This window comes from Kitasatospora sp. NPDC004669 (assembly GCF_040609455.1).
In the GTDB taxonomy this organism is placed as follows: Bacteria; Actinomycetota; Actinomycetes; order Streptomycetales; family Streptomycetaceae; genus Kitasatospora.
Map to the genome: position 1 here is coordinate 128,728 of NZ_JBEXKB010000001.1, position 23,892 is coordinate 152,619.

Sequence of the window (23,892 nt, forward strand, 5' to 3'; positions counted from 1 at the left end):
CGCGCGCCGGTTATTCCGCGCCCGCGCCCCGGAAAGCCGCAGGTGGGTCAGTCCGCCAGTCCGGCCCGGCGGCGGGCGACCTCGGCGACGGCGGCCCAGTCCTTGTCCCCGTCGCCGTGGGCCAGCGCGTCCAGGAAGGCGTCCCGCAGGATGCCGCCGAACGGCAACGGGACGTTGCGCTCGGCCCCGGCCGCCAGGGCCAGGCCGACGTCCTTGAGGCCGAGCGGCAGCCGGAACCCGGCCGGCTCGTAGCGGCGTTCGGCGACCATCGCGCCGTATCCGGAGTAGACCGGCCCGGGGAAGAGCGTGCTGGTGAGCATCTCGACCAGGTCAGCGGCCCGCACCCCGTGCGCCTCGGCCAGGCTGCACGCCTCGGCCATCGACTCGATCGCGCAGGCCAGCAGGAAGTTGGCACCGATCTTGGCGGTGTTGGCCTGCCGGGGGCTGTCTCCGAACCGCCAGACGCGCTCGCCCATCGCGGCGAACAGGGGCTCGGCCCGCTCCAGCAGCTCCGGCGCGCCCGCGGCCAGGATGTTGAGCCGGCCCGCCGCCGCGACCGGGGGCCGGCCGAGGACGGGCGCGGCGACGTAGCCGATGCCGTGCTCGGCGTGCAGCGCCTCCGCGCGTTCGGCGAGCGCCAGCGAGACGGTGGCCATGTTGACGTGCAGGGTCGCGTTCGCGCCCGCCAGCAGCCCGGGGTCGAGCAGCAGTCGCTCGACCGCCTCGTCGTTGGCCAGCATGGAGACCACCGTGTCGGCGGCGAAGGCCTCGGCGGGCGTGTCGGCCGCCTCCGCGCCCTGGGCCACCAGGGCGGCCACCGGCTCGGGCGAGCGGTTCCAGACCCGTACGGTGTGGCCGGCCCGCAGCAGGCTGCCGGCCATGCCCTGCCCCATCGCGCCAAGCCCCACGAAGCCGACCGTCGCCGTCCCCGTCATCCGCGCACTCCCGTCGCCGTAGCCGACCGCCCGTTCACGGCCGACCGTCGCTCACGACTGACTGTACGTCAGGGTCGGCGCGGCGCCGGGGTGGCTCGGTTCCGGAGCGGTCGGTCGCCCGAGCCGTCAGGCGCAGACGCGCGCCCGCCGGGGGCTGCGGTTGGCGGCGGCCCCGCGCTCCAGCTCGGTGACCACACGGTGGCGCAGCAGCTCGTACTGGGCCTGGAGCCGGCCGGGGCGGGCCGGCCGGGCGACCGGGCGGCCGGGGCCGACCAGCTCGTCCGGCCCGAACTGTTCGCGGGTGAGGTCGATCTCGAAGCCGGTGGCGAAGCGGTTCCACCAGTGGAGGTCCGTCCGGACCCCGTCGACGTGCACCTCGCCCATCATCAGCTCGCCGCCGAGCAGGTCGTTCACCACGAGCGCCGTCACTCCGCACTGGCCGCGGGCGGGATTGTCGGGACGCCAGTGGGCCAGGTCCTCGGGCGCACAGGTGTCGACACCCCAGGAGGAGCGGATCGCACGTTCGATGTCGTTGAGGGTCCACGCCGTCATACCGGGAAGCCTGCCACGCGGCACTGACAACGACACCGGCTTTTCAAAGGGTCACCGCCTGTTCTGCGACGACCCTCCCCGTGTTCACCCGAACGAGGACACCCCGGCGCCCGGCCCGGGACGCGAAGCGGCCGGCCGGTCGCCCGTGCGGGCAGGCCGACCGACCGGGTGCGTCACCTCACCAGGGCGACGCCGGGGTGCGTCATTTCGCCAGGGCGGCGACGCCGGCCTGTGCGAACTGCTCGTCCAGGTCTCCGCTGGGCGCGCCCGCGACGCCGATGCCGGCGACCGGGGCGCCCTTGGCCTGCACCGGGGCGCCGCCGGCCAGGAACAGCGTGCCCGGGATGTCCTTCAGGTTCGGGGCCTGGGCGAGGCGCTTGGCCAGCTCCGAGGTCGGGGCGTTCCAGGAGACCGCGGTGAAGGCCTTGCGCTCGGCCGACTCCGGGGCCTGCGGGCCGGCACCGTCGCCCTTGAGCAGGACCCGGGTGACGCCGTCACGGTCGACCACGGCCACCGAGACGTGCTGGCCGGCCTTGGTGGCCGCGTCCAGGGCGGCCTGGGCGGCGCGGGTGGCGGCGTCGATGGTCAGACCGGTGGTCTGGGCCAGGTCCTTGTTCTGGGTGTCGGCCTTGACGGCGGCCGGCGCGGCCGGGGTCTCGGTGGTCTCGGCGCTGGCCGAGACGGCGCCCACACCGGCGGCGAGCGCGGCGACGGCGACGGTGCCGGTCAGCACCCGGGTGCGCACGGAGGTCTTCTTCATGGTCCAGCTCCTCGACGGATCTGCGGGGTCTGCGGACTGCGCGGCGGATCGGGCCGCGCGGCGGATTCGGGGCCGGACGGCGGGGGGGACCGCCCGGCTCCGCTTCGATCCTCCGGCCGGATCCGGGCGCGCGGCATCGACGTTCCGGCGGGACCGTCCGGGCATGATGGGGGACGGCGCCGTCAACCGATCGGCTGATGCGGGACCGGGCCGGACAGGTCACCATCGAGGGATCGGTGCAGGTCAGCGCGCCGAGCGCTGGCACCGTGCACCGAGTGGGGCGCGCCGAGCAGCGCGCACCGCGCGCCGAAGCCCGCGCACCACGCACCACGCACCACGTGCCGAGTACTGCCAGGAGCCACCCGTGCAGCAACCCCGCCCGTCCGCCGACCGGCCCGTCGGCGGGCGCGACGCCGGGGACCCGGACGCGGGCCGGCTGGCGTTGCTGCTGGACTCCGCCTTCCTGCTGCTGCTCGCCGCCTCGCTCAGCCGCTTCCTCACCCACCACGCCGGGAGCCCCTGGATCCCCTGGGTGATCGGGCTGAGCGCCGTCCTGGCCGTCGCCCAGCCGGCCGCCTCCTGGCTCGACCACTGCCACCCGGCAGCGCCGGGCCGTCCGCGCCGGTGGCCGTTGGCGCTGGTGGTCGCGCTCTGGGTGGTGCTGGTGCTGCTCGCGCCGAGCTTCGCCTGGTGCGCCGTCCCGCTGATCTACACCGCGCTGCGGGCGCTGCCCGCGAAGGCGGCGATCCCGTTGGTGGCGGCGCTGACGCTGCTGGTGGTGATCGCCGAGATCCGACTGCCCGGCGGGGCGGACGCCACCCTCGTGCTGCTGCCGCCCTCGGTGGCCGCGCTGGCCACCGGTGTGTTCCTGTTCATGGCCCGGCAGGCCGCCCGGCAGCGGGCGCTGATCGCCGACCTGGTCCGCACCCGGCGCGAACTCGCCGCCACCGAACGGCGGGAGGGCACCCTCGCCGAGCGCGGGCGGCTGGCGATGGAGATCCACGACACCCTGGCGCAGGGCCTGTCCAGCCAGCAGATGCTGCTGCAGGCCGCCGAGCGCACCTGGGACGCCGACCCGGCGACCGCCCGCACCCATGTCCGCACCGCCGCCGAGGTGGCCGGCCGGAACCTGGCCGAGGCCCGCCGTTTCGTCCACGACCTCGCCCCGGCCGAGCTGGCCGACGGCCGCGCCCTCGACCGGGCGCTGCGGGCGCTGGCCGAGCGGGAGTCCGCCGAGAGCGGGCTGCCGGTCCGCTTCCACCTGGACGGCTCGCCCGTCCCGCTGCCCGCGGCCGCACAGTCCGCGCTGCTGCGGATCGCCCAGGGCGCGCTGGCCAACGTCCGTGAGCACGCCTGGGCCTCGGCGGCGGCGATCACCCTGTCCTTCCTGGGCGACCAGGCGGTCTTGGACATCGCGGACGACGGGCAGGGCTTCGACCCCGCGACGGCCGGCTCCGGTGGCGGGCGCGGGTACGGCCTGCCGGCGATGCGAGCCCGGCTGCGACAGCTGGGTGGCAGGCTGACCGTGGAGAGCACCCCCGGCGAGGGCACCGTCGTCTCCGCCGCGATCCCCCTGGAGCACCGATGAACGCACCCCCCGTCCGCCTGCTGGTCTGCGACGACCACGCGGTGGTCCGGGCCGGACTGCTGGCGCTGCTCGCCAGCGCGGGCGACATCGAGGTGGTCGGCGAGGCGAGCACCGGGGAGGAGGCCGTCGCGCTGGCCGCCAAGCTGGCGCCGCAGGTCGTGCTGATGGACCTCCAGCTCGGCGACGGCATCGACGGCGTGGAGGCCACCCGGCGGATCACCGCCGCCCCGGGCGGGCCGCACGTCCTGGTGCTCACCACCTACGACACCGACGCCGACATCACCCGGGCGATCGCCGCGGGCGCCACCGGCTACCTGCTGAAGGCCGAACGGCCGGAGGAGCTGTTCGCCGCCGTCCACGCGGCCGCCCAGGGCCGGACGGCGCTCTCGCCGCCGGTCGCCTCCCGGGTGATGGCGCAGATGCGGGCGCCCGCGCCGCAGCTCACCGAGCGTGAGCAGGACATCCTCGAACAGCTGGCGCAGGGCCTGGGCAACCGGGAGATCGCGCGGGCGCTGTTCATCAGCGAGGCGACGGTGAAGACCCACCTGGGGCGCATCTACGACAAGTTGGGCGTGGACACCCGGGCCGGCGCGGTGGCGGTGGCCAAGGAGCGCCGGCTGCTGCGCTGAGCGGCCGGTACGGCCGGTGGCTGCGCTGGGCATTCGCGCGGTGCCGCTGTGTGCTGCCATGATGCTCGGAATGTCGGATTCCAAGCACCGCGCTCTGCACACCGGGCCTACGCCCGGGGCGCGCACTGCGGCCGTACGCCACCCTGACGCGCCCACAACTGCCTGGTAGAGCGCCTATCGGAACGGCTGGAGCCCGTCATCACGATTGTGGATTTTTCGTGGATCCCACTATTGACAAACCAACCACGCGGTTTGTTAGCGTGAGACCAACGACGTCCCCGGAGGTGGGGGCTCGCCGGGGTCTGTGCGGACCGCTCTCGCCGGAGGGCGTTGCCAGGGGGGAACGGCGGGACTTGCCGGGGTGTCGGGGGGAGCGGCAACGCCGAAGCCGCGCAACGAGGCGGCGTGGAGCGGGTCCGGGGGGACTCGCTCCACGCCTCCCCCGGAAGTCCCCACCTCACATCAGGGCACTCCAGTACGGGCAGTGCACATTCGGCAGCGACGCGACTTCGCCGGTCGCCCACCGCTGCGGGCAGGCCGCCCCGGGCGAACCCGCGGTCAGCGTGATCTCACCGAACTCGCCGACGCCCAGCACCAGTTGATAACCGTCCCCAGTGACGGCGGCCACCCCCGGCCGATCCCGCCCGACGTTCAGCGAGGTGATCGTCCATCCCCGTCGGCGCCAGTGACGCTCCACCACTGCCACCAACTCCCCCTGGCGGCAAGGCGATACGAGGGTGAGCAGATCCCGCCCCCGGGTGACGTACCAGTGCGACTCCGACTCCCGCCCCGGCAGCGGCAGCCGCACACCTGTCCTGGGCGCCACCTCCCGCCAGACCGGCGCAGGCCGGACGGCGCCCACGGTTTCCCGAAGCAGCGCCTCGCAGCGCTCCGCCGCATCCAGTTGATCGACCGTCACCTCCGGAGTCAGCGCCGGCCACCAGGCGGGCGCGGCCGGGGAGCCGTCGCGGCAACCGCCCGGGAATCCGAGGTTCAGTTCGGCACCACCTGACTGCACTGGGCCCTCCGTACTCCTCCCGGCGTTCAACCCGGGCAGGCATTCCGTCACTGCTTGGACGGCGGCCGGGCACGGACAGTTCCGCCCCGCACCGTTCCTCCACCCCCAATTACACTACACGGTGCAGTTGAATCACTAATCTGCACCGTGTAGTTTACTTCTCATCGAGACACCGGCCGCGCCGGATCGGACCAGGAGGAACCCCACCATGCCCACCATCACCGTCGGCACCGCCCGCATCCCCTACCGCGTCGTCGGCGACGGCCCCGATACCCTCGTCCTGGTCCACGGCACCGGCCCCGGCTCCGGCATGTGGGACGGCCTGCTGGACTCCTTCACCGACCGCTACACCGTGCTGCTGCCCGACCTCTCCGGCAGCGAGGCCGCCGTTGACGACGGCGCCCCGCTCACCCTGGAGACCCTCGCCGAGCAGGTCAACGCCGTCATCGCGGACGCCGGCCGCGGCCCCGTCGACCTCCTCGGCTTCTCACTCGGCGCCGTCGTCGCCACCGCGGCCGCCGCCCTGCACCCCGACCGGGTCCGCCGCCTGGTCGCCGCGGCCGGCTGGATCAGCGCCGAAGAGGACGAGTACCTGCGGCTCTCCCTGGCCACCTGGCTCTCCCTCGCCGACCACCCCGAGGCCTTCGGCCGCTACGCCACCCTCACCGCCTTCAGCCGCGGCTTCCTCAACCGCATCGGCCGCCCGGCCGTCGAGGCCAACACCGCCTACATGCGGCCGACCCCCGGCACCCTCCGCCACATCGCCCTCGACCTCGACCTCGACCTCACCCCGCTCCTCCCCCGCGTCCAGGCCCCCACGCTGGTGATCGGCTGCACCCAGGACGCCACCGTCCCGGTCGAGAACCCCCGCCGCCTCCACGCCGCCCTCCCCACCAGCGGCTACGCCGAGTTCGACACCGGCCACATCGTCCTCGCCGAACAGCCCGAGGCCTTCACCAAGACCGTCCGCGACTTCTTCGACGCCGGCTGAACCGACCTCCCGGACCGGGGCGCGCACAACAAAAAAGCCGCAGGTCCAAGACCTGCGGCTTTCGATATGGAGCGGGCGACGAGAATCGAACTCGCGCTCTAAGCTTGGGAAGCTCATGTTCTACCATTAAACTACGCCCGCCTGATGAGCAGTCAGAGACCGCTCGATCCAGTGTCACTGTACCCCATCCGTGACTGTGGCCGCACGGTCGGCCCGAGGACGTGGCGGGGCCGGGTCGGGGTGGGCGGGAGGCGTACTGTTTGGGCCGCGTGCGAGTGCTCCGGTGGGCGTGGGGTCGGGGCGGCGAGCCACGGTGTGGAATGTCCGGAACATCCCCTAATGTGACGCTGTCCCGGGGCCTGGCCGCCGGGGCGCGATGAGTACGGGTGAGTACTGGGTTAGGGATGGGAAGGGGATCGATGGAGCAGCGCGCCGTCGTTCGTTGTGCCGAGGGGCACCTGTTCAGCACCACCACGTTCCCGATGCAGAACCTCGGTCCCGGGCGGCTCGGGCCCGGGCGGTTGATCCGCTGTCCGCAGTGCGGACGGCTCCGGAGCTCGGTGCTGACCGACGTGCGGGAGCTGTCGACGGCGCAACTGGCGCAGGCGATGCGGATGGAGGCCGCGGAGTTCCTGGCCTGACGGCCGTCGCAAGGACGTAACGGGCCCCGGGCGGATTCGTCCGGGGCCCTGTCGTGCACGTAACCTCGAACCGTGCTGCTCTCTGACAAGGACATCCGGACCGAAATCGACCTGGGCCGGGTCGTCATCGACCCGTACGACCCGGCGATGATCCAGCCGTCGAGTATCGACGTGCGCCTCGACCGCTTCTTCCGCGTGTTCGAGAACCACAAGTACCCGCACATCGACCCCTCCGAGGAGCAGCCGGACCTGACCCGGCTGGTCGAGCCGGACGGCGACGAGGCGTTCATCCTGCACCCGGGCGAGTTCGTGCTGGCCTCGACGTACGAGGTCATCACGCTGCCCGAGGACGTGGCCTCCCGGCTGGAGGGCAAGTCGAGCCTGGGCCGGCTGGGCCTGCTCACCCACTCCACGGCCGGCTTCATCGACCCCGGCTTCAGCGGCCACGTGACCCTGGAGCTGTCGAACGTCGCGACGCTGCCGATCAAGCTGTACCCGGGCATGAAGATCGGGCAGCTCTGCCTGTTCCGGCTGTCCTCGCCGTCGGAGCACCCGTACGGCTCCGAGCGCTACGGCTCGCGCTACCAGGGCCAGCGCGGCCCGACGCCGTCCCGCTCGTACCTGAACTTCCACCGCAGCGAGGTCTGATCCCGGCGGAGTGCACGCACGGCGGGCGGCCGCCCCTCACCACGAGGGGCGGCCGCCCGCGGCGTTTCTCAGGCCCGCTCGGGGCTGGTGACCGCGACCAGCTCGGTGCCGTCCTCGGACAGCCGCAGCTCGGTACGCAGTTCGGCGAGCTCGCCGAGGTGGTGCAGGTGGGTGCCGCCGCAGAAGATCCGCGCGCCGCCCTCGGGCAGCTCGCAGTGCCACTGGCGGCGGGCGGTGAGCTCGGGGCCGGGGACCTCGATCCGGACCGGGGCGTCGGCCGCGACCCAGGCCGCGAGCTGCGCGTTGACGGCCTGGGTGAGGGCGGGCAGGGAGTCGGCGAGGGCGGGGAGCTCCTCGGTGGCGTCCACCGTGAAGCCCTTCTTCTTCAGCGACTTGCCGAGCCGGTAGGTGTCCGTGCTGGCCTGGGTGTCCATCACCGAGCTGTCCATCGCCAGGCTGTCGAAGTCGGGGTTTCCGAAGGCGTCCGAGCGGCCCGGGTCCTTGCGCCAGCGCGGGGCGAGTGCGGCGTTCAGGGCGAGGGCGAGCAGGTGGCAGCCGCTGTGCGAGGCGCTCAGGGCGGCCCGGCGCTCGGCGTCGACGGCGAGGACGGCGGTGCGGCCCGTGATGTCCCCGGGGTCGGTGTCCAGGACGTGCAGGACCAGCCAGGACCACTCCTCGTCCCCGCGCTTGACCGGGATCTCGGCGCCGACCAGTGGCGCGCCGCCGTCCGGGCCGACCGCGCCGGTGAGGCAGTCCACCACGGCCAGCTCGGCGCCGTCGACGGTCAGGGTTCCGTGGTCGGCCGGCTGGTCGGGCCAGGTGTGGTCGAGCGGGTGGAACGGGGTCGCCCCGGTCACCACGGCGTACCGGCCGTCGGCGAGCGGGTGCACCGCGAGCACCGGGGACTCTCCGGTCACCGCCCCGGCCGGGAAGCTGACGTGGGTGGTGGGGAGGGTCATGGCTGGCTCCGGTGGTGGTGGACGAACGAGGGCGGGCGGGCCCGAACCTTCCGGCCGGACCCGCCCACCATTCTGCCTGTCGCCCCTCAGCCCAGGGTCGGCAGCTTGATCAGCACCAGCAGCGCGATCAGCTGCACCGCGGCGGCGGCCGCCGCCTTGCCCCACGGCAGGTCGTGCACCCGCCGGACCATGGTGGTCAGCAGGTACGCGCAGAACATCCAGGTGGCCCAGCCGACGACCTGGACCACCGCGCTGCCGGAGGGCAGCACCAGGTCGAGCAGCAGCCGGGGCCCGTCGGTCAGCCAGCCGATCAGCGCGGCCAGGCCGACCGTCGACTTCCACGGGCCGTCGCCGCCGAGCTGGCGGGCCAGCGCGTAGGTGACCGCACCGAAGATCCCGCCGACCAGGGTGAAGCCGACGGCGGCGGCGAGCAGGCCGGTCAGCGCCACGGAGAAGGTCGAGTTGACGATGTCGTCGTGGGTCAGCCCGATGCCGAGCACCGCGAGCGCGCCGTACAGCATCGAGACGGTGAGGGCGGGCAGCCAGACCTGGTGGTCGCGGGTGCGGTCGAAGATCGCGGTCGGGCTGCTGAAGATGCCGGTGATCAGCTCGCGCCACTGCGGCCGGGGGCCTGAGACGTGCGGCCCGGACTGGCCGCCGGCCCGGTAGACGGCGACGTTGTCCTGGCCGTACGGGGGCTGCGGCTCCTGGCCGTACGGCGGCTGCTGCCCGTAGCCGTCGTCGTAGTGGCCCGGCCCCTGGCCGTACCAGCCCTGGTCCTGGCCCTGGTAGGGCTCCTGGCCGTACGGCGGCTGCCGCCCGTACGGGTCGCCGACCGGGAAGGCGCGGGTGCTGCCCGGCCGGTCCGCCGCGTACGGGTCGTAGCCGTCGCCGGCCGTGCTCCCGGGGCTGCCGGGGCCGCCGGCCGGACCGCCGGGGCCACCGGCCGCCGTCGGGTGCGGGGCCGTGAAGTACTCCGGCCCGTCCGGCGGCCCGTACCCCCCGGGCGCCGTCGGCGGCGGCGGGGGCGACCATCCGCCGTGCGGGCGGTCGGCGCCCTGACCGCTGTCGTATCGATTACCAGCCACGCTCTGAAGGTACCCGTCCGGCCCAACGCGCGTCGGCCCCGGACGGAGCCGGGGCCGGTTTGCAGCGAGCCTGAGACGAACGGGTCCGAAACGCCCCCCAGATGTCGCTACCGCTGGGCGGTGACCGACGGCCCGTGCACCGCGGCGGCCGCGCTGGTGCCGGCCGGGCAGCCGCCCGGGCCGGCCGTGGTGCGCACGGCGCCGACCGGCAGCAGGGTGCCGCAGGCGATCCGGATGCCACTGGGCAGCTCGTTGTCGGACTCCACGATCGCGCCGTCGCCGATCACCGCGCCGTCCAGCGCCGAGCGGTCGCCGACGGTGGCGAAGGCGCCCACGATCGAGTCCTTGACCAGGGTGTCCGGGCCGATCACGGCGCCGGGCAGGATCACGCTGCCCTCCACGATCGCACCGGCCTCGATCACCGCGTCCTCGGAGACCACGGTGCCGCCGCTGAGCACCGCGCCCGGGTGGACGGTGGCGCCGGGCAGCAGCAGGGCGTCGCCGGTCGGGCCGGGGACGGCCGGGGAGTCGACCTTGCCGAGCACCAGGTCGGCCGAGCCGCGGACGAAGGCCGCCGGGGTGCCGAGATCCAGCCAGTACGAGGTGTCGACGACACCGCGCAGCAGCGCGCCGCCGGCCAGCAGCTCGGGGAAGGTCTCGCGCTCGACGGACACTTCCCGGCCGGCCGGGATGCGGTCGATGACGGACCGGGTGAAGACGTAGCAGCCGGCGTTGATCTGGTCGGTGACGATCTGCTCCGGCGTCTCCGGCTTCTCCAGGAACTCCAGCACCCGCCCGTTCCCGTCGGTCGGGACGAGGCCGAAGGCCCGCGGGTCCTCGACCCGGGTGAGGTGCAGGGTGACGTCGGCCCCCGCGGCCACGTGGCCGTCGCGCAGGGCCGCGATGTCGAGCCCGGAGAGGATGTCGCCGTTGAAGACCAGGACCGGCTCGTCCGGACCGCAGGTCAGCCCGGAGGCGGCGTTGCGGATGGCCCCGCCGGTGCCCAGCGGCTCGCGCTCGGTCAGGTAGACCAGCTCGATGCCGTACGGGGTCCCGTCCTGGAAGTGGTCCTCGAACACCTCGGCCAGGTACGAGGTGGCCAGCACCACGCGGGTGACCCCGGCGGCGGCCGCGCGGGCGAGCTGGTGCGCGATGAACGGGACGCCCGCGACGGGCAGCATCGGCTTGGGGGTGTGGGTGGTCAGCGGACGCAGTCGCGTGCCCTTACCACCGACGAGCATGATCGCCTCGGTCATGGTCTGCGCTGTTCCCCTTGTGGTCTCTGCGGCCCGGCCCGGCGGGCCGGTACCTCCGTCGGTGTTCTGTCCCCGTCCGGAACGGGTCGACCGGCCGCGCGGCCGGTCCGGCGCCTACTGTATTTCCTTCCGACCGAATGCCCGTCCGGCGGCCGTGCGATTGACGTCACCCTCCGTCCGCCCGCCGTATCCCCGGCCGTCGGCCCGGGCGCCAAAAGCCCGGCCCGGCGGGCGCGTTGACTGCGTCCACCGGGCCGGGCAGTTGTAGCAGAACTGTCGAACAGCGGTCGCTACGCGTCCACCGTCGCAGGCGCCTCGGTCTCGGTCGGCGGGGTCGCCTTCACCGAGTCGAGCAGCAGCTGGGCCACGTCGACCACCTTCAGGTGCTCCTTGGCCGCGCCCTCGTTCTTCTTGCCGTTGACCGAGTCGGAGAGCATCACCAGGCAGAACGGGCAGGCGGTGGAGACGATGTCCGGGTTGAGCGACAGCGCCTCGTCCACGCGCTCGGTGTTGATCCGCTTGCCGATGCGCTCCTCCATCCACATCCGGGCGCCGCCGGCGCCGCAGCAGAAGCCGCGCTCCTTGTGGCGGTGCATCTCCTGCTGGCGCAGACCGGGGACCTTGTCCATGATCTCGCGCGGCGGGCTGTAGACCTTGTTGTGGCGGCCCAGGTAGCAGGGGTCGTGGTAGGTGATCAGGCCCTCGACCGGGTTGACCGGGACGAGCTTGCCCTCATCGATCAGGTGCTGCAGCAGCTGGGTGTGGTGGATCACCTCGAAGTGTCCGCCGAGCTGCGGGTACTCGTTGGCGATGGTGTTGAAGCAGTGCGGGCAGGTGGCCACGATCCGCTTGGTCGGGGCGTCCTCCAGCGCGGCGTTCAGCGTCTCCACGTTCTGCGCGCCGAGCATCTGGAACAGGAACTCGTTGCCCAGGCGGCGCGGGGAGTCACCGGTGCAGGTCTCCTCCTTGCCGAGGATCGCGAACTTCACGCCCGCGGTGTGCAGCAGCTCGGCGAAGGCCTTGGTGGTCTTCTTCGCGCGGTCCTCCAGGGCACCGGCGCAGCCGACCCAGTAGAGGTACTCGACCTCGGCGGGGTCGATGTCCTCGCCGATCACCGGCACCTCGATGCCGGTCTCCTTCTTGAGCTCCTTGACCCAGTCCAGGCGGGCCTTGGTGGCCATGCCCCACGGGTTGCCCTTGTTCTCCAGGTTCTTGAGCATCGTCCCGGCCTCGGTCGGGAAGTTGCTCTCGATCATCACCTGGTAGCGGCGCATGTCGACGATGTGGTCGATGTGCTCGATGTCCACCGGGCACTGCTCGACGCAGGCGCCGCAGGTGGTGCAGGACCACAGCACGTCCGGGTCGATGACGCCGTTCTCCTCGGCGGTGCCGATCAGCGGGCGCTCGCCCTCGGCGAGGGCCGCCGCCGGGACGTCCTTCAGCTGCTCGGCGGTGGCCTTCTCGGTGCCCTCCATGTCCTTGCCGCCACCGGCCAGCAGGTACGGCGCCTTGCCGAAGGCGTGGTCCCGCAGGCTCATGATCAGCAGCTTCGGGGAGAGCGGCTTGCCGGTGTTCCAGGCCGGGCACTGCGACTGGCAGCGACCGCACTCGGTGCAGGTGGAGAAGTCGAGGATGCCCTTCCAGGAGAAGTGCTCGACCTGGGAGACGCCGAAGACGGCGTCGTCGGCCGGGTCCTCGAAGTCGATCGGCTGGCCGCCCGAGGTCATCGGCTGCAGCGCGCCCAGCGCGACGGCACCGTCGGCGTTGCGCTTGAACCAGATGTTCGGGAAGCCCAGGAAGCGGTGCCAGGCCACACCCATGTCGGTGTTCAGCGAGACCGTGATCATCCAGATGAAGGAGACGGAGATCTTGATCGTCGCGACCAGCCAGAGCAGGTTGTGCAGGGTGCCGACGCTCAGTCCGGAGAACAGCTTCACCAGCGGGTACGAGACCACGTAGTCGACCGAGTAGTGGTCGGCCCCCAGCTGGGCGCCCTCCAGGCCGCGCAGGGTCAGGATGGCCGCGCCGATGACCAGGATGACCGCCTCGACGAAGTACGCGAAGCCCATGTTGGAACCCGCGAAGCGGGACTTGCGGCCCGCCTTGTTCGGCAGGCTCAGCTGGCGGATCACGGTCAGCACCGCGATGCCGAGGAAGGTCACGAAGCCGAGCAGTTCCTGGAACACCAGGTACGGCGTCCAGTCGCCGACGACCGGGACCTCGAAGTCCGGGTCGAAGAGCTGACCGAACGCGCCGACCAGGGTGAGGATCAACGCGTAGAAGCCGACCGCGACAGCCCAGTGGGCGATGCCGACGACGCCCCACTTGTTCATCCGGGTGTGCCCGAGGAACTCACGGATCAGGGTCACCGTGCGGGCCACCGGGTCGTTGATCCGCGCGCCCTTCGGTACGGGCTGGCCGAGCCGGACGAACCGGTAGATCTGCGCGATGGCACGAGCGAACAGCGCCACGCCGACCACGGTCGTGCCCAGTGAGATGACGATCGCTGCTAGCTGCATCCGGCTTCTCCGTACTCCAGGGCGGTGAAGGTATACGTCGGTCAAGTGTACTCGTGGGTAACTTAACCACCCACCGGCCGGACCTTACCGCCCGTTAGCGCCGATTCAGAAGGTGCTCAAGGTATGGCGGCAGTCACGTAAGGCCATACTCATCCATTCGGAGCAAAACAGCAGAGGGGAATCGCCGCCGCAGCAAAGTTGAGCCAGGACGGCTCAAGGCTGTTGACTCGTTCGTGAGCCTCATGCATGCTTGAGCCCGTAAAGCTCAACTCTTCCGTGGAGGTATCTACGATGGCACGCGCGGTCGGCATCGACCTCGGCACGACGAACTCGGTCGTCAGCGTTCTCGAGGGTGGCGAGCCCACCGTCATCACGAACGCCGAGGGCGCCCGGACCACGCCGTCCGTCGTCGCCTTCGCCAAGAACGGCGAGGTCCTGGTCGGCGAGGTGGCCAAGCGCCAGGCGGTCACCAACGTCGACCGCACCATCCGCTCGGTCAAGCGCCACATGGGCACCGGGTGGAAGACCAACCTGGACGGCAAGGACTTCAACCCGCAGCAGATCAGCGCCTTCATCCTGCAGAAGCTGAAGCGGGACGCCGAGGCGTACCTGGGCGAGACCGTCACCGACGCCGTCATCACCGTCCCGGCGTACTTCTCGGACTCCGAGCGCCAGGCCACCAAGGAGGCCGGTGAGATCGCGGGCCTGAACGTCCTGCGCATCGTCAACGAGCCGACCGCGGCCGCCCTCGCGTACGGCCTCGACAAGGACGACCAGACCATCCTGGTCTTCGACCTCGGCGGCGGCACCTTCGACGTCTCCCTGCTGGAGATCGGCGACGGGGTCGTCGAGGTGAAGGCCACCAACGGTGACAACCACCTCGGTGGTGACGACTGGGACCAGAAGGTCGTCGACCACCTGGTCAAGACCTTCCAGAGCGGCCACGGCGTCGACCTGTCCAAGGACAAGATGGCCCTGCAGCGTCTGCGCGAGGCCGCCGAGAAGGCCAAGATCGAGCTGTCCTCGTCCTCCGAGACCTCGATCAACCTGCCCTACATCACGGCCTCCGCCGAGGGCCCGCTGCACCTGGACGAGAAGCTCACCCGCGCCCAGTTCCAGCAGCTGACCTCCGACCTGCTGGAGCGCTGCAAGATCCCGTTCCACAACGTGATCAAGGACGCCGGCATCTCGCTCTCCGAGATCGACCACGTCGTCCTGGTCGGTGGCTCGACCCGTATGCCGGCCGTCGCCGAGCTGGTCCGCGAGCTGACCGGCGGCAAGGACGCCAACAAGGGCGTCAACCCGGACGAGGTCGTCGCCATCGGTGCCTCGCTCCAGGCCGGTGTCCTCAAGGGCGAGGTCAAGGACGTCCTGCTGCTGGACGTCACCCCGCTGTCCCTCGGCATCGAGACCAAGGGCGGCATCATGACCAAGCTGATCGAGCGCAACACCACGATCCCGACCAAGCGCTCCGAGATCTTCACCACGGCCGAGGACAACCAGCCGTCCGTGCAGATCCAGGTCTACCAGGGCGAGCGCGAGATCGCCGCGTACAACAAGAAGCTCGGCATGTTCGAGCTGACCGGCCTGCCGCCGGCGCCGCGCGGCCTGCCGCAGATCGAGGTCACCTTCGACATCGACGCCAACGGCATCATGCACGTCGCCGCCAAGGACCTCGGCACCGGCAAGGAGCAGAAGATGACCGTCACCGGCGGCTCCTCGCTGCCGAAGGACGAGGTCGACCGCATGCGCCGCGAGGCCGAGCAGTACGCCGAGGACGACCACAAGCGCCGCGAGGCCGTCGAGACCCGCAACTCCGCCGAGCAGCTCGTCTACTCGACCGAGAAGTTCATCGCCGACAACGCCGACAAGCTGCCGGCCGACGTCAAGACCGAGGTCGAGACCGCCATCGGCGAGCTCAAGGAGGCCCTGAAGGGCGAGGACATCGCGAAGATCCGCGAGGCCTCGGAGAAGGTCTCCACCACCGCCCAGAAGCTCGGCCAGGCGCTGTACGCCAACGCCGACGCCGCCGGTGCCGGTGCCGCCGCGGCCGGCGAGTCCGCCCAGGCCAAGGAAGACGACGTCGTCGACGCCGAGATCGTGGACGACGAGAAGCCCAAGGGCGGTGCGTCGGCATGACGGACAAGCCGCAGGGCGGCAAGCCCGGCGACGACTCCGCCGCCGAGGAGGCCGTGATCAAGGCTGCCGAGGAAGCCGCGGCGGCCGGCGCCGGCGAGGGCTCCGAGGAGCTCGCCACGGCCAAGCGCGAGCTGGCCGAGCGCACCGCGGACCTGCAGCGCCTGCAGGCCGAGTACCAGAACTACCGCAAGCGGGTCGAGCGCGACCGGCTGACCGTCCGCGAGATCGCGGTCTCCAACATCCTGGAGTCCCTGATCCCGGTCCTGGACGACATCGGCCGCGCCCGCGAGCACGGCGAGGTGACGGGCGGCTTCAAGTCCGTCGCCGAGTCCCTGGAGACGGTCGTCGCCAAGCTGGGCCTGCAGCAGTTCGGCAAGGAGGGCGAGCCCTTCGACCCGACCCAGCACGAGGCGCTGATGCACAGCTACTCCTCGGACGTCACCGAGGACACCTGTGTGCAGATCCTCCAGCCCGGCTACCGCATCGGCGAGCGGATCATCCGCCCGGCGATGGTCGCCGTGGCGGAGCCCCAGCCGGGCAGCCAGACGGCGTCCGCCCCGGACGCCGACGCGAAGTCCGCCGACGCGGACAAGTCCGACGGTGGCTCGGACAGCTGACAACCTGTGACAGCTGACAACCAGTGCGCTGCGGAGTCGTACGCCGGCCAGTACGGCGGCCGGCTCCGCAGCGCGCTGTCAGCAGTGGGCTCTGCGGGCCTCGCTGTTGACAGCGCAGTGACGATGGACATCGGGAGGTGGCGGAGGCCGTGAGCGAGCGCAGCGAGCGAACCGTTAAGAGGTGCGCGTGCCGCGAATCGGCTGCCGAGCGAAGCGAGGTGGGCGCATGAGCGGCAAGGACTTCGTCGAGAAGGACTACTACAAGGTCCTCGGCGTGCCCAAGGACGCCACCGCCACCGAGATCAAGAAGACCTACCGCAAGCTGGCGCGCGAGTTCCACCCGGACGCGAACAAGGGCGACGCCAAGGCCGAGGAGCGCTTCAAGGACATCTCCGAGGCGTACGACGTCCTCTCCGACGAGAAGCGCCGCAAGGAGTACGACGAGGCCCGCACCCTCTTCGCCAACGGCGGCTTCCGCACCGGCGGCACCGGCACCGGCAGCTACAGCTTCGACTTCGGCGACCTCTTCAGCGGCAACCAGGGCAGCGGCGGCGGCGGGCTCGGCGACGTCTTCGGCGGCCTGTTCAACCGCACCGGCACCCGGCAGGCCCAGCCCCGGCGCGGCGCCGACGTCGAGACCGAGGTGACGCTCTCCTTCGAGGAGGCGGTCGACGGCGCGACCGTCCCGCTGCGGATGACCAGCCAGGCCCCCTGCCGCGTCTGCAACGGCACCGGCGCCAAGTCCGGCACCACCCCGCGGGTCTGCCCGACCTGCGTCGGCGCCGGCACGGTCAGCCGCGGCCAGGGCGCCTTCGCGCTCTCCGAGCCGTGCAAGGACTGCCGCGGCCGGGGCATGATCGTCGACGACCCCTGCACCGACTGCCACGGCAGCGGCCGGGCCAGCTCCGCCCGCACCATGCAGGTCCGCATCCCGGCCGGCGTCCAGGGCGACCAGCGGATCCGGCTCAAGGGCAAGGGCGCCCAGGGCGAGCGCGGCGGCCAGCCCGGCGACCTCTACGTCACCGTGCACGTCGACCCGCACCCGGTCTTCGGGCGCAAGGGCGACAACCTGACCGTCACCGTCCCGGTCACCTTCCCCGAGGCGGCCCTCGGCGCCACCATCGAGGTGCCCACCCTCGGCGGCCCCGCCGTCAAGCTCAAGCTGCCCCCGGGCAGCGCCAACGGTCTGACCATGCGCGCCCGCGGCAAGGGCGCCACCCGCAAGGACGGCACCCGCGGCGACCTCCTCGTCACCGTCGAGGTCGTGGTGCCTCAGCACGTCACCGGCGACGCGCTGAACGCTCTGGAGCAGTACCGCGAGGCCACCGTCTCCGACGACCCGCGAGCCGCCCTCTTCCGGGCGGCGGAGGGAGCGTGACGACCAGATGTCCCCGAACCCGATGACCCCCGACAGCCCGATCGGCCCCGGCATCGGCGAAGGCCTGCCGGGCGACGGCCGCCGCCGTACGACCCGTCGCACCGCCTCGGCCCCGCCGCAGTACGTGCTCACCGAGGAAACCCCGGTGTACGTCATCTCGGTCGCCGCCGAGCTGTCCGGCCTGCACCCGCAGACCCTGCGCCAGTACGACCGCCTCGGCCTGGTCTGCCCCGACCGCACCGCCGGCCGCGGCCGCCGCTACTCCGCCCGCGACATCCAGCAGCTGCGGGAGGTCCAGCGGCTCTCCCAGGACGAGGGCATCAACCTGGCCGGCATCAAGCGGATCATCGAGCTGGAGAACCAGGTCACCGCCCTCCAGGCCCGCATCACCGAGCTGGTCGACTCCCTGGAAGGCGCTGCCACCGCCCTCCAGCAGCGCGAGGCGGCCGTCCACGCCTCCTACCGCCGCGACCTCGTCCCGTACCAGCCCCCCACTCCCCAGTCCAGCGCCCTCGTCGTCTGGCGCCCCAAGCGCTGACCTGGGGCACTGCTCACCTCGCCAGCCGCCGGCTCCCTCCTGTTCGGGGGGTGCCGGCGGCTCGGTGTTGGTGAGAGAGTGCTGATTTCAGGGACCTGACGAGCACCTGGACGGACTTGATTTGAGCCGAGCATCGGATCGCGGTCTCCGATTAAGATCCCTGGGCAGCGGACTTCAGTCGCGTTGACTACTTGTCCGGTCGACGACAAGGAGCCGAAAGTGAGTGATCGAGAACACCTGGTGAACCACCAAGGTCGATCGCCAATCCTGTCTCCCGGCGCCCGCACGCTGTACCTCAAAGCCTTGGCAGGAGACGGCCGACTCGTCAGGAGTACCTGCACTCAGGACGAGAACGAGGCACTCCAGGAGTTGCTGGATCTCGGGCTTCTGATTTCGGACAATGACGAGCCCGGGTCATTGTTCGCGACCGACCCTGAAAAACTTGCCGCCAGCCTGAGCTCGACCTGGCAACGCCAGGCTCTCGACCTCCTGGCGCGCGCGGTTTCAATTCCAGCTGAATTGACAGATCTGGCCGAGGCGTTCCACATGCCCGACCAGACCGGCGGACCCATTGAATACGTCCAGGGCAGGGCACTGATTAATCAGCGGCTGCAACAGGCCGCAGCAAGTGACATAACCGAGGCTCTCGCCATGCAGCCCGGGGGGCCACGACCCTCCGAAATGCTGACTTCGTTCCTGAAGCGGGATCTCGACATCATTCGCACCGGCGCGTCGATGCGGACGATCTACAACGCAAGCACCCGCTATCACCAGCCCACCAGGGACTATGTGGCCACGCTCGCCAAGGAAGGGTGGCAGTTCCGAACCCTGGACGAGCCGTACAACCGGCTGCTGATCTTCGACCGGCGACTCGCGGTGATCCCGGTCGCCGGAGACAACCTGGCCGCCTTCATCCATGATTCGGCGGTGATCGACTATCTCGCCCAAGAAGTCTTCGAACGAAACTGGAGCAGAGCCCTGGATTTCGAAGGCGACCGCACCATTCCACATCAGGTCGTCTCACAGCTCCGGCAGACCATCGTCGACCTGTTGCTCTCCGGAACGAATCACCGCGTCATCGCGCGACGGCTCGGGATCAGCGAACGGACCCTGGCCAGGCATATCGCGGAAATGCGCGAGGAGTACAACGTCGACTCGCTCTTCCAGCTCGGCTACGTCCTCGGGCATGCGGCGAGAGGGGGCAGCGGGGGGCACTGACATCGCACCCCGGGGCCCCTCGGCGACCGGGAGACCCCGATGGCCGAAGGCGGGTGCAGGACGCCCATCGGCCACGTCGGCATTACGGGCATGGACGACAACCGGGATGCGCGAGATGGCATGTCAATGCCAATGGCCCCCTCGCCCCGCCCGGAAGGTTCGATGCCCAGGCCTCCCGCCGGCCGGGCAATCCGGCATACCGGGCGCGCGGCTTACCAGTGGAGGTCGTCAGCCACTGCCTGAGCTCCGACAACGACGGTCGCACGGTCGTGCGCGTTCTCGGTCGGTCCATAACCCCCGACAGCGGCCGCGACAGCCACGAGAGAAACGCCCACCACTGCGGACAGCACAGCCTTACGGACAAGTCGGCGCATACGGGACATGGACCTACCCTCTTCCTCTGAAGTCCGCAAGCTGGACCAATAGCACGAGCGTTCACATGATGCCGCATAGCGCGTTCCAGTGTCACCTGCCGACCAACAGACCGGGCGTCATCTCTCTGCCAGGCATCCAGATGCCAGGGCGGATCGCTGGACGAGGCCATCGCCACTGATAGACGATCAGTTCGCTCCCGATGGTCCAACCGCAGCCAGAAGACTTGCCGCTGTACCGTCAATTCCTGCTCTGCTTAACCGTCGGATTCCTTGAAGCAGCAACTAAACGCGCCTACCGGCACCGCTTCCCTACCCGGTCGGCCTTCCCCCGGAGTCGACATGACCGAGCCCTACCTGCGTCACCACGACAGCCAGGCCCCTGAGGGTCGGCGTGCACGTGTGTTCCTGGCCGCGCCGCTGATGCGGCTGACCGGCCCGGCGGACAGCGTGGTGACCCTCGCCAGCCGGACGCGGCTGACGACGCTCCGCACCACCCTGCTCCGCAGCGGTGCCGCCGTGTACAGCGCGCACCACAGCGACGCCTGGACCGTCGCCGGCCGCGCCCCCGAGCCCCGGGTGCCGTCCGACTTCCGCGCCCTGCAGTCCGCGGACCTGGTCTTCGCCTACGTCGGTGCCCCGCTCTCGGCCGGAGTGAGCCTGGAGCTGGGCTGGGCGTCGGCCCTGCGGAAGCCGATCGTCCTGCTCGTCGACGAGGCCATCACCCACAACCCGCTGATCGCCACCATCGAGCAGGTCGCCCCCGTCCTGCCGCTGGTCTTCGACGACACCTGGTCGCAGGAGGCGCTCAACCACACGGTGGAGACCGCCCTGGACTGGGCCGGCATGGCGCTCTCCCTCCGCGAGGGCTTCTGGACCGCGCCCGGCGAGCAGTTCAACGTCCCCCGACAGCAGTCCTCCGTCCCGGGCTACTGGCCGACCGGCGCCGCCACCGGCTGAGCAGAGCGCACCCCCCGGACTCCCCTCCGGGCTCTTGCTTCCGCCGATCCAGTTGGAACGGCGTCTCCGTGTCGTGCAACTCACGCAGCGGGTGATGTGACCGGCCACGGTCCACTCGCTCGGCCCCATGTGGCCGGTGATCACCCGCTGCGTGAGCCCCCGGGCGGGCAGATCGAGGTCAGGCATCGCAGGCTCCCCTCATCTGCCAGCCGAGTTGGAAGAGCGTCTCGGCGTCGTACCGCTCGCGCAGGCGGGCGATGTGACCGGCCACCGTGCGCTCGCTCAGGCCCAGGCGGGTGGCGATCGCTCGCTGGGTGAGGCCCTGGGCGAGCAGGCGGCCCACTTGCTCGTACGGAGCGGAGTCGGTGGAACCGGCGGCCAGAGCGGCCCAGTTGACTCCCTCGGCGAGTTGCCAGAAGCGGTCGAAGACTTCGGCCAGGAAGGCGACCGTGGCCGGGTCCTCCACGAACGCCGCGGCGGCGAGGTCCGCCGAGGCCGGGATGACGGCCACCGTGCGGCCGAAGATCATCATCTTGGTGAGCGCGAACGGTGCGACCCGGATGTGGCAGCCCATGTCCGTCAGGCGGGCCGCCAGCCTCACGGTCGGACCGTCGAGACGGGCCGCGGCCTCGTAGATGGTGCGGAGAGAACCGCCTGCCTCCAGGATTCGGCGGTCGTAGTCCACGATGTCGTCAGCGGCGTCCATGGGACGCGCTCCGCCCGGCTGGAGGGACAGCACCTCGTGGCACAACTCTTCGGAGATTTGGGAGATGTGGTGCCGAATGTTCTCGGCGCCCTCGACGATCCGAGTGGTTCCGGTGCGATCGTGGCGCCGGGGGGCGGTGTCGTAGGCGTCGATGAGGTCACCGAACAGATCGGGAAGTTGCTCGGCCTGCATCAGCAGGCGGGTACCGGCCGCACGGAGGTCGGCGCCGACCCGGGCGGTCACCGAGCGCGGGTTGATCGCGCTGAGTGAGCCGTCCGAGATGTAGGGCTTCAGCAGACCCAGGTCCAGCAGCCTCTGCACGGTCGCCGCGCCCTGCTCCGGGATGTCGGCGATCCGGATCCGGCCGCCTTCCCGGAGGATCGTGCGGTAGAGCTCGCGGGCGGCTTCGTCCGGTAGGACGAGGCTGTGGTCCGTCATGGCTGTTCTCCCCTCATCTGCCAGCCGAGCTGGAAGAGCGTCTCGACGCCGTGGACTTCACGCAGGCGGGCGAGGTGGGCGGCGACGGTGCGTTCGCTGAGGCCGAGGCGGGTGGCGACGGCGCGCTGGGTGAGGCCACGGGCGAGGAGCCGGCCGATGCGGACGGTGGTGGGGTGCGGGGAGTCGAGGTGGCGGTCGGCGGGGGTGGCGCGGGCCCAGTCGCGTTCGAAGGCGCCGATCAGGAAGGTGAGGGCGGCCGGGTCGCTGATGACGGCGGCGCGGCTGCGGTCCTCGGCGGCGGGGACGACGGCGACGGCGCGGTCGAAGACCAGCACCTGCTCGTACGGTTCGGCGAGCACCCGGACCTGGGCGCCGTACCGGGCGCGGAGGTCGATCTGATGGCGTATCGCGCGGTCGGTGAGGGTGACGGGCTGGTAGAGGATGCGCATCGAGCAGCCGCGGCGGAGCAGGGAGAGGTCCTGGGCGAGGGCCGTTTCGAGGCCTTCGAGGGGGCGCGGGCCGGGTTGGGCGACGAGGACCTCCTTCGTGCACTCGGAGATGAGTTCGAAGACGCGGTGGCGGATGTCGATCTCGGTGTCGAACTGCACGGGCTGCGGTCCGAATCGGCCCGGGCCGTCCGGCCGTCGGACCGCCTCGTAGGCGTGGGTGAGCGGCCCGAGGGTGTGCGGGAGCCGTTCGGCGTTCAGGAGCAGGCGGGTGGCGCGGGTGCGGAGTTCGACGCCGAGGCGGTCGCCGAGGGCGCGCGGGTTGGTGGCGGTGTATCCGGTGGCGGTGGGGGTGAGGAGACCTCGGGCGACGAGGGCGGCGACGGTGGGGCGGTCCGCGGGGGCGAGCTCCTCGGGACGCAGGCGCCCGCCACCGCGGACGGCGGCCAGGTAGAGGGCGCGCTCGGCCGGTCCGGGCTCGTCAGTCATCGCGGGAGCCTCTCATCAGCCACCCGAGCTGGAAGAGGGTCTGGGCGCCGTAGCGGTCGCGCAGCCGGGAGATGTGGGCGGCGACGGTGCGTTCGCTGAGGCCGAGGCGGGTGGCGACGGCGCGCTGGGTGAGGCCGCGGGCGAGGAGCCGGCCGACCCGGTCGGGAATGGTGCGGGTGGGGCCCTGGCCGAGGCAGGCGGCGGCCTCGGTGGTGTCGGCGCGGGCCCAGTCGCGTTCGAAGGCGCCGATCAGGAAGGTGAGGGCGGCCGGGTCGCTGATGAAGGCGGCGGTGCTGTTGTCGTCGTTGGCGGCGATGACGGCGACGCTGCGGTCGAAGACGATCAGCCGCTGGAAGGGCTCGTCGAGGACCCGGATCTGCGAGCCGTACCGGGTGACCTCCTCGGCGTAGGCGAGCGCGGGCGGGTCGGCGAGGGCGACCGGCTGGTAGATGGTGCGCAGCGAGCAGCCGCGCTGGAGGAGTTGGACGTCCTGGGCGAGGGCGACCTGAAGGGTGTCGGCGGGCCGGTGGCCGGGCTGGGCGGTGAGCACCTCGGAGCGGCAGTCGGAGACCAGCTGGGAGATCCGCTGGCGGATGTGGACGTGGCCCTCGACGTAGACCGCGCCGCCGGAGCGGCCTGAGGGGCGGGGCATCGCGTCGTAGGCGCGGGTGAGGGTGTCCAGGGCGCCCGGGAGGCTCTCCGCGCGGACCAGCAGGCGGGTCGCCTCGCTGCGCAGTTCGGCGCCGACGCGGTCGCTGACCGAGCGGGGGCTGACGGCGGTGTAGCAGCGGTCCATCCGGTTGGCCATCACCAGGCCGATGTCGAGGAGCTGCCGGAGCGCGTTGCGGTCGGTGTCGCCGATGTCGGCGCAGGGGATGCGGCCGCCCTCGGCGATGATCGCCAGGTACAGCTGTCGGGCCGCCTCGTCGGGCTGCTCGCCCACGGGTACCGCGTGGTGCGGCGTGACCGCCGGTTCCGCCGTCACGTCGCACTCTCCCTGCCGGACGC

21 protein-coding genes, 1 tRNA gene and 1 pseudogene are annotated in these 23,892 nt (G+C 71.5%); 11 read left to right on the forward strand and 12 right to left on the reverse strand.

Translation table 11 applies throughout. The features are described 5' to 3' along the window. Positions 1-47: 47 nt before the first annotated feature. The 3 genes from ABZW30_RS00610 to ABZW30_RS00620 form a co-directional block, all read right to left on the reverse strand. Positions 48-935, reverse strand: a complete 888-nt coding sequence (locus tag ABZW30_RS00610) for an NAD(P)-dependent oxidoreductase (protein WP_355668822.1) — start codon at positions 933-935, stop codon at positions 48-50. A gap of 126 nt (positions 936-1,061) precedes the next feature. Continuing rightward, entirely contained in the window at positions 1,062-1,487 is a 426-nt protein-coding gene (locus ABZW30_RS00615; protein WP_355668823.1) for a hypothetical protein, read from the reverse strand. Between the two features lie 202 nt (positions 1,488-1,689). Beyond that, on the reverse strand, positions 1,690-2,247 hold the full coding sequence (locus tag ABZW30_RS00620) for a heme-binding protein (RefSeq protein WP_355668824.1): 558 nt from the start codon (positions 2,245-2,247) through the stop codon (positions 1,690-1,692). Between the two features lie 364 nt (positions 2,248-2,611). Between ABZW30_RS00620 and ABZW30_RS00625 the strand changes: the two genes are divergently transcribed. Further along, the gene (locus tag ABZW30_RS00625) at positions 2,612-3,835 is read left to right on the forward strand and encodes a sensor histidine kinase (RefSeq protein ID WP_355668825.1); all 1,224 of its coding nucleotides are present in this window, start codon (positions 2,612-2,614) and stop codon (positions 3,833-3,835) included. Continuing rightward, on the forward strand, positions 3,832-4,464 hold the full coding sequence (locus ABZW30_RS00630; protein ID WP_355668826.1) for a response regulator transcription factor: 633 nt from the start codon (positions 3,832-3,834) through the stop codon (positions 4,462-4,464). Before ABZW30_RS00625 ends, ABZW30_RS00630 begins: the two co-directional genes overlap by 4 nt. A 457-nt stretch (positions 4,465-4,921) precedes the next feature. Here ABZW30_RS00630 and ABZW30_RS00635 read toward each other — a convergent pair whose 3' ends face one another. Then, complete coding sequence (locus ABZW30_RS00635) at positions 4,922-5,482, reverse strand: hypothetical protein (RefSeq protein ID WP_355668827.1); 561 nt, start codon at positions 5,480-5,482, stop codon at positions 4,922-4,924. A 208-nt stretch (positions 5,483-5,690) separates the two neighbouring features. On the opposite strand from ABZW30_RS00635, the gene ABZW30_RS00640 reads away from it, so the two are divergent. Then, positions 5,691-6,473 (forward strand): alpha/beta hydrolase, encoded by a 783-nt coding sequence (locus ABZW30_RS00640; protein WP_355668828.1) that lies wholly within the window; start codon positions 5,691-5,693, stop codon positions 6,471-6,473. Positions 6,474-6,540: 67 nt separating this feature from the next. Here the strand turns inward: ABZW30_RS00640 and ABZW30_RS00645 are convergent. After that, positions 6,541-6,614 (reverse strand) — tRNA-Gly (locus tag ABZW30_RS00645). A 278-nt stretch (positions 6,615-6,892) separates the two neighbouring features. On the opposite strand from ABZW30_RS00645, the gene ABZW30_RS00650 reads away from it, so the two are divergent. Both ABZW30_RS00650 and dcd read left to right on the forward strand, forming a co-directional pair. Further along, positions 6,893-7,114 carry a hypothetical protein gene (locus ABZW30_RS00650; RefSeq protein ID WP_355668829.1) on the forward strand — a complete coding sequence of 74 codons (222 nt, stop codon included), beginning with the start codon at positions 6,893-6,895 and terminating at the stop codon, positions 7,112-7,114. 72 nt (positions 7,115-7,186) lie between these two features. Then, complete coding sequence (dcd, locus tag ABZW30_RS00655; RefSeq protein ID WP_355668830.1) at positions 7,187-7,762, forward strand: dCTP deaminase; 576 nt, start codon at positions 7,187-7,189, stop codon at positions 7,760-7,762. A 68-nt stretch (positions 7,763-7,830) separates the two neighbouring features. Here the strand turns inward: dcd and ABZW30_RS00660 are convergent, their stop codons facing one another. The 4 genes and pseudogenes from ABZW30_RS00660 to ABZW30_RS00675 all read right to left on the reverse strand — a co-directional run bounded on the left by ABZW30_RS00660 (position 7,831) and on the right by ABZW30_RS00675 (position 13,584). Further along, complete coding sequence (locus ABZW30_RS00660) at positions 7,831-8,721, reverse strand: metal-dependent hydrolase (RefSeq protein ID WP_355668831.1); 891 nt, start codon at positions 8,719-8,721, stop codon at positions 7,831-7,833. An 86-nt stretch (positions 8,722-8,807) separates the two neighbouring features. Next, positions 8,808-9,809: a Yip1 family protein gene (locus tag ABZW30_RS00665; protein WP_355668832.1), complete on the reverse strand. Its 1,002-nt coding sequence runs from the start codon at positions 9,807-9,809 to the stop codon at positions 8,808-8,810. A 182-nt stretch (positions 9,810-9,991) separates the two neighbouring features. Beyond that, a pseudogene (locus ABZW30_RS00670) lies at positions 9,992-11,065 on the reverse strand (NDP-sugar synthase); the annotation flags it as partial. 290 nt (positions 11,066-11,355) lie between these two features. Then, entirely contained in the window at positions 11,356-13,584 is a 2,229-nt protein-coding gene (locus ABZW30_RS00675) for a (Fe-S)-binding protein (RefSeq protein ID WP_355668833.1), read from the reverse strand. 291 nt (positions 13,585-13,875) lie between these two features. Between ABZW30_RS00675 and dnaK the strand changes: the two genes are divergently transcribed. The 6 genes from dnaK to ABZW30_RS00705 all read left to right on the forward strand — a co-directional run bounded on the left by dnaK (position 13,876) and on the right by ABZW30_RS00705 (position 20,805). Then, the gene (gene dnaK / locus ABZW30_RS00680) at positions 13,876-15,723 is read left to right on the forward strand and encodes a molecular chaperone DnaK (RefSeq protein ID WP_355668834.1); all 1,848 of its coding nucleotides are present in this window, start codon (positions 13,876-13,878) and stop codon (positions 15,721-15,723) included. After that, on the forward strand, positions 15,720-16,340 hold the full coding sequence (gene grpE, locus ABZW30_RS00685) for a nucleotide exchange factor GrpE (RefSeq protein WP_355668835.1): 621 nt from the start codon (positions 15,720-15,722) through the stop codon (positions 16,338-16,340). The genes dnaK and grpE overlap by 4 nt, the downstream gene beginning before the upstream one ends. Before the next feature lie 226 nt (positions 16,341-16,566). Next, positions 16,567-17,718 (forward strand): molecular chaperone DnaJ, encoded by a 1,152-nt coding sequence (dnaJ, locus tag ABZW30_RS00690; protein ID WP_355668836.1) that lies wholly within the window; start codon positions 16,567-16,569, stop codon positions 17,716-17,718. 7 nt (positions 17,719-17,725) lie between these two features. After that, entirely contained in the window at positions 17,726-18,256 is a 531-nt protein-coding gene (locus ABZW30_RS00695; RefSeq protein WP_355668837.1) for a helix-turn-helix domain-containing protein, read from the forward strand. 219 nt (positions 18,257-18,475) lie between these two features. Next, entirely contained in the window at positions 18,476-19,474 is a 999-nt protein-coding gene (locus ABZW30_RS00700; protein ID WP_355668838.1) for a helix-turn-helix domain-containing protein, read from the forward strand. A 713-nt stretch (positions 19,475-20,187) separates the two neighbouring features. Next, entirely contained in the window at positions 20,188-20,805 is a 618-nt protein-coding gene (locus tag ABZW30_RS00705) for a hypothetical protein (protein WP_355668839.1), read from the forward strand. A 178-nt stretch (positions 20,806-20,983) separates the two neighbouring features. Here the strand turns inward: ABZW30_RS00705 and ABZW30_RS00710 are convergent, their stop codons facing one another. Genes ABZW30_RS00710 through ABZW30_RS00720 form a run of 3 tightly spaced genes read right to left on the reverse strand, consistent with a single transcriptional unit; the run spans position 20,984 to position 23,869 of the window. Further along, positions 20,984-21,949 carry a helix-turn-helix transcriptional regulator gene (locus tag ABZW30_RS00710; RefSeq protein WP_355668840.1) on the reverse strand — a complete coding sequence of 322 codons (966 nt, stop codon included), beginning with the start codon at positions 21,947-21,949 and terminating at the stop codon, positions 20,984-20,986. Then, positions 21,946-22,884 (reverse strand): helix-turn-helix domain-containing protein, encoded by a 939-nt coding sequence (locus tag ABZW30_RS00715; protein WP_355668841.1) that lies wholly within the window; start codon positions 22,882-22,884, stop codon positions 21,946-21,948. Before ABZW30_RS00715 ends, ABZW30_RS00710 begins: the two co-directional genes overlap by 4 nt. Next, positions 22,877-23,869 carry a LuxR C-terminal-related transcriptional regulator gene (locus ABZW30_RS00720; protein ID WP_355668842.1) on the reverse strand — a complete coding sequence of 331 codons (993 nt, stop codon included), beginning with the start codon at positions 23,867-23,869 and terminating at the stop codon, positions 22,877-22,879. Before ABZW30_RS00720 ends, ABZW30_RS00715 begins: the two co-directional genes overlap by 8 nt. Positions 23,870-23,892: the final 23 nt, after the last annotated feature.

Coding starts and splice junctions, on each gene's coding strand:
- ABZW30_RS00610 (WP_355668822.1), bottom strand. CDS start 935: ATGACGGGGACGGCGACGGTCGGCTTCGTGGGGCTTGGCGCGATGGGG.
- ABZW30_RS00615 (WP_355668823.1), bottom strand. CDS start 1,487: ATGACGGCGTGGACCCTCAACGACATCGAACGTGCGATCCGCTCCTCC.
- ABZW30_RS00620 (WP_355668824.1), bottom strand. CDS start 2,247: ATGAAGAAGACCTCCGTGCGCACCCGGGTGCTGACCGGCACCGTCGCC.
- ABZW30_RS00630 (WP_355668826.1), top strand. CDS start 3,832: ATGAACGCACCCCCCGTCCGCCTGCTGGTCTGCGACGACCACGCGGTG.
- ABZW30_RS00640 (WP_355668828.1), top strand. CDS start 5,691: ATGCCCACCATCACCGTCGGCACCGCCCGCATCCCCTACCGCGTCGTC.
- ABZW30_RS00650 (WP_355668829.1), top strand. CDS start 6,893: ATGGAGCAGCGCGCCGTCGTTCGTTGTGCCGAGGGGCACCTGTTCAGC.
- ABZW30_RS00660 (WP_355668831.1), bottom strand. CDS start 8,721: ATGACCCTCCCCACCACCCACGTCAGCTTCCCGGCCGGGGCGGTGACC.
- ABZW30_RS00675 (WP_355668833.1), bottom strand. CDS start 13,584: ATGCAGCTAGCAGCGATCGTCATCTCACTGGGCACGACCGTGGTCGGC.
- dnaK (WP_355668834.1), top strand. CDS start 13,876: ATGGCACGCGCGGTCGGCATCGACCTCGGCACGACGAACTCGGTCGTC.
- grpE (WP_355668835.1), top strand. CDS start 15,720: ATGACGGACAAGCCGCAGGGCGGCAAGCCCGGCGACGACTCCGCCGCC.
- dnaJ (WP_355668836.1), top strand. CDS start 16,567: ATGAGCGGCAAGGACTTCGTCGAGAAGGACTACTACAAGGTCCTCGGC.
- ABZW30_RS00695 (WP_355668837.1), top strand. CDS start 17,726: ATGTCCCCGAACCCGATGACCCCCGACAGCCCGATCGGCCCCGGCATC.
- ABZW30_RS00705 (WP_355668839.1), top strand. CDS start 20,188: ATGACCGAGCCCTACCTGCGTCACCACGACAGCCAGGCCCCTGAGGGT.
- ABZW30_RS00710 (WP_355668840.1), bottom strand. CDS start 21,949: ATGACGGACCACAGCCTCGTCCTACCGGACGAAGCCGCCCGCGAGCTC.
- ABZW30_RS00715 (WP_355668841.1), bottom strand. CDS start 22,884: ATGACTGACGAGCCCGGACCGGCCGAGCGCGCCCTCTACCTGGCCGCC.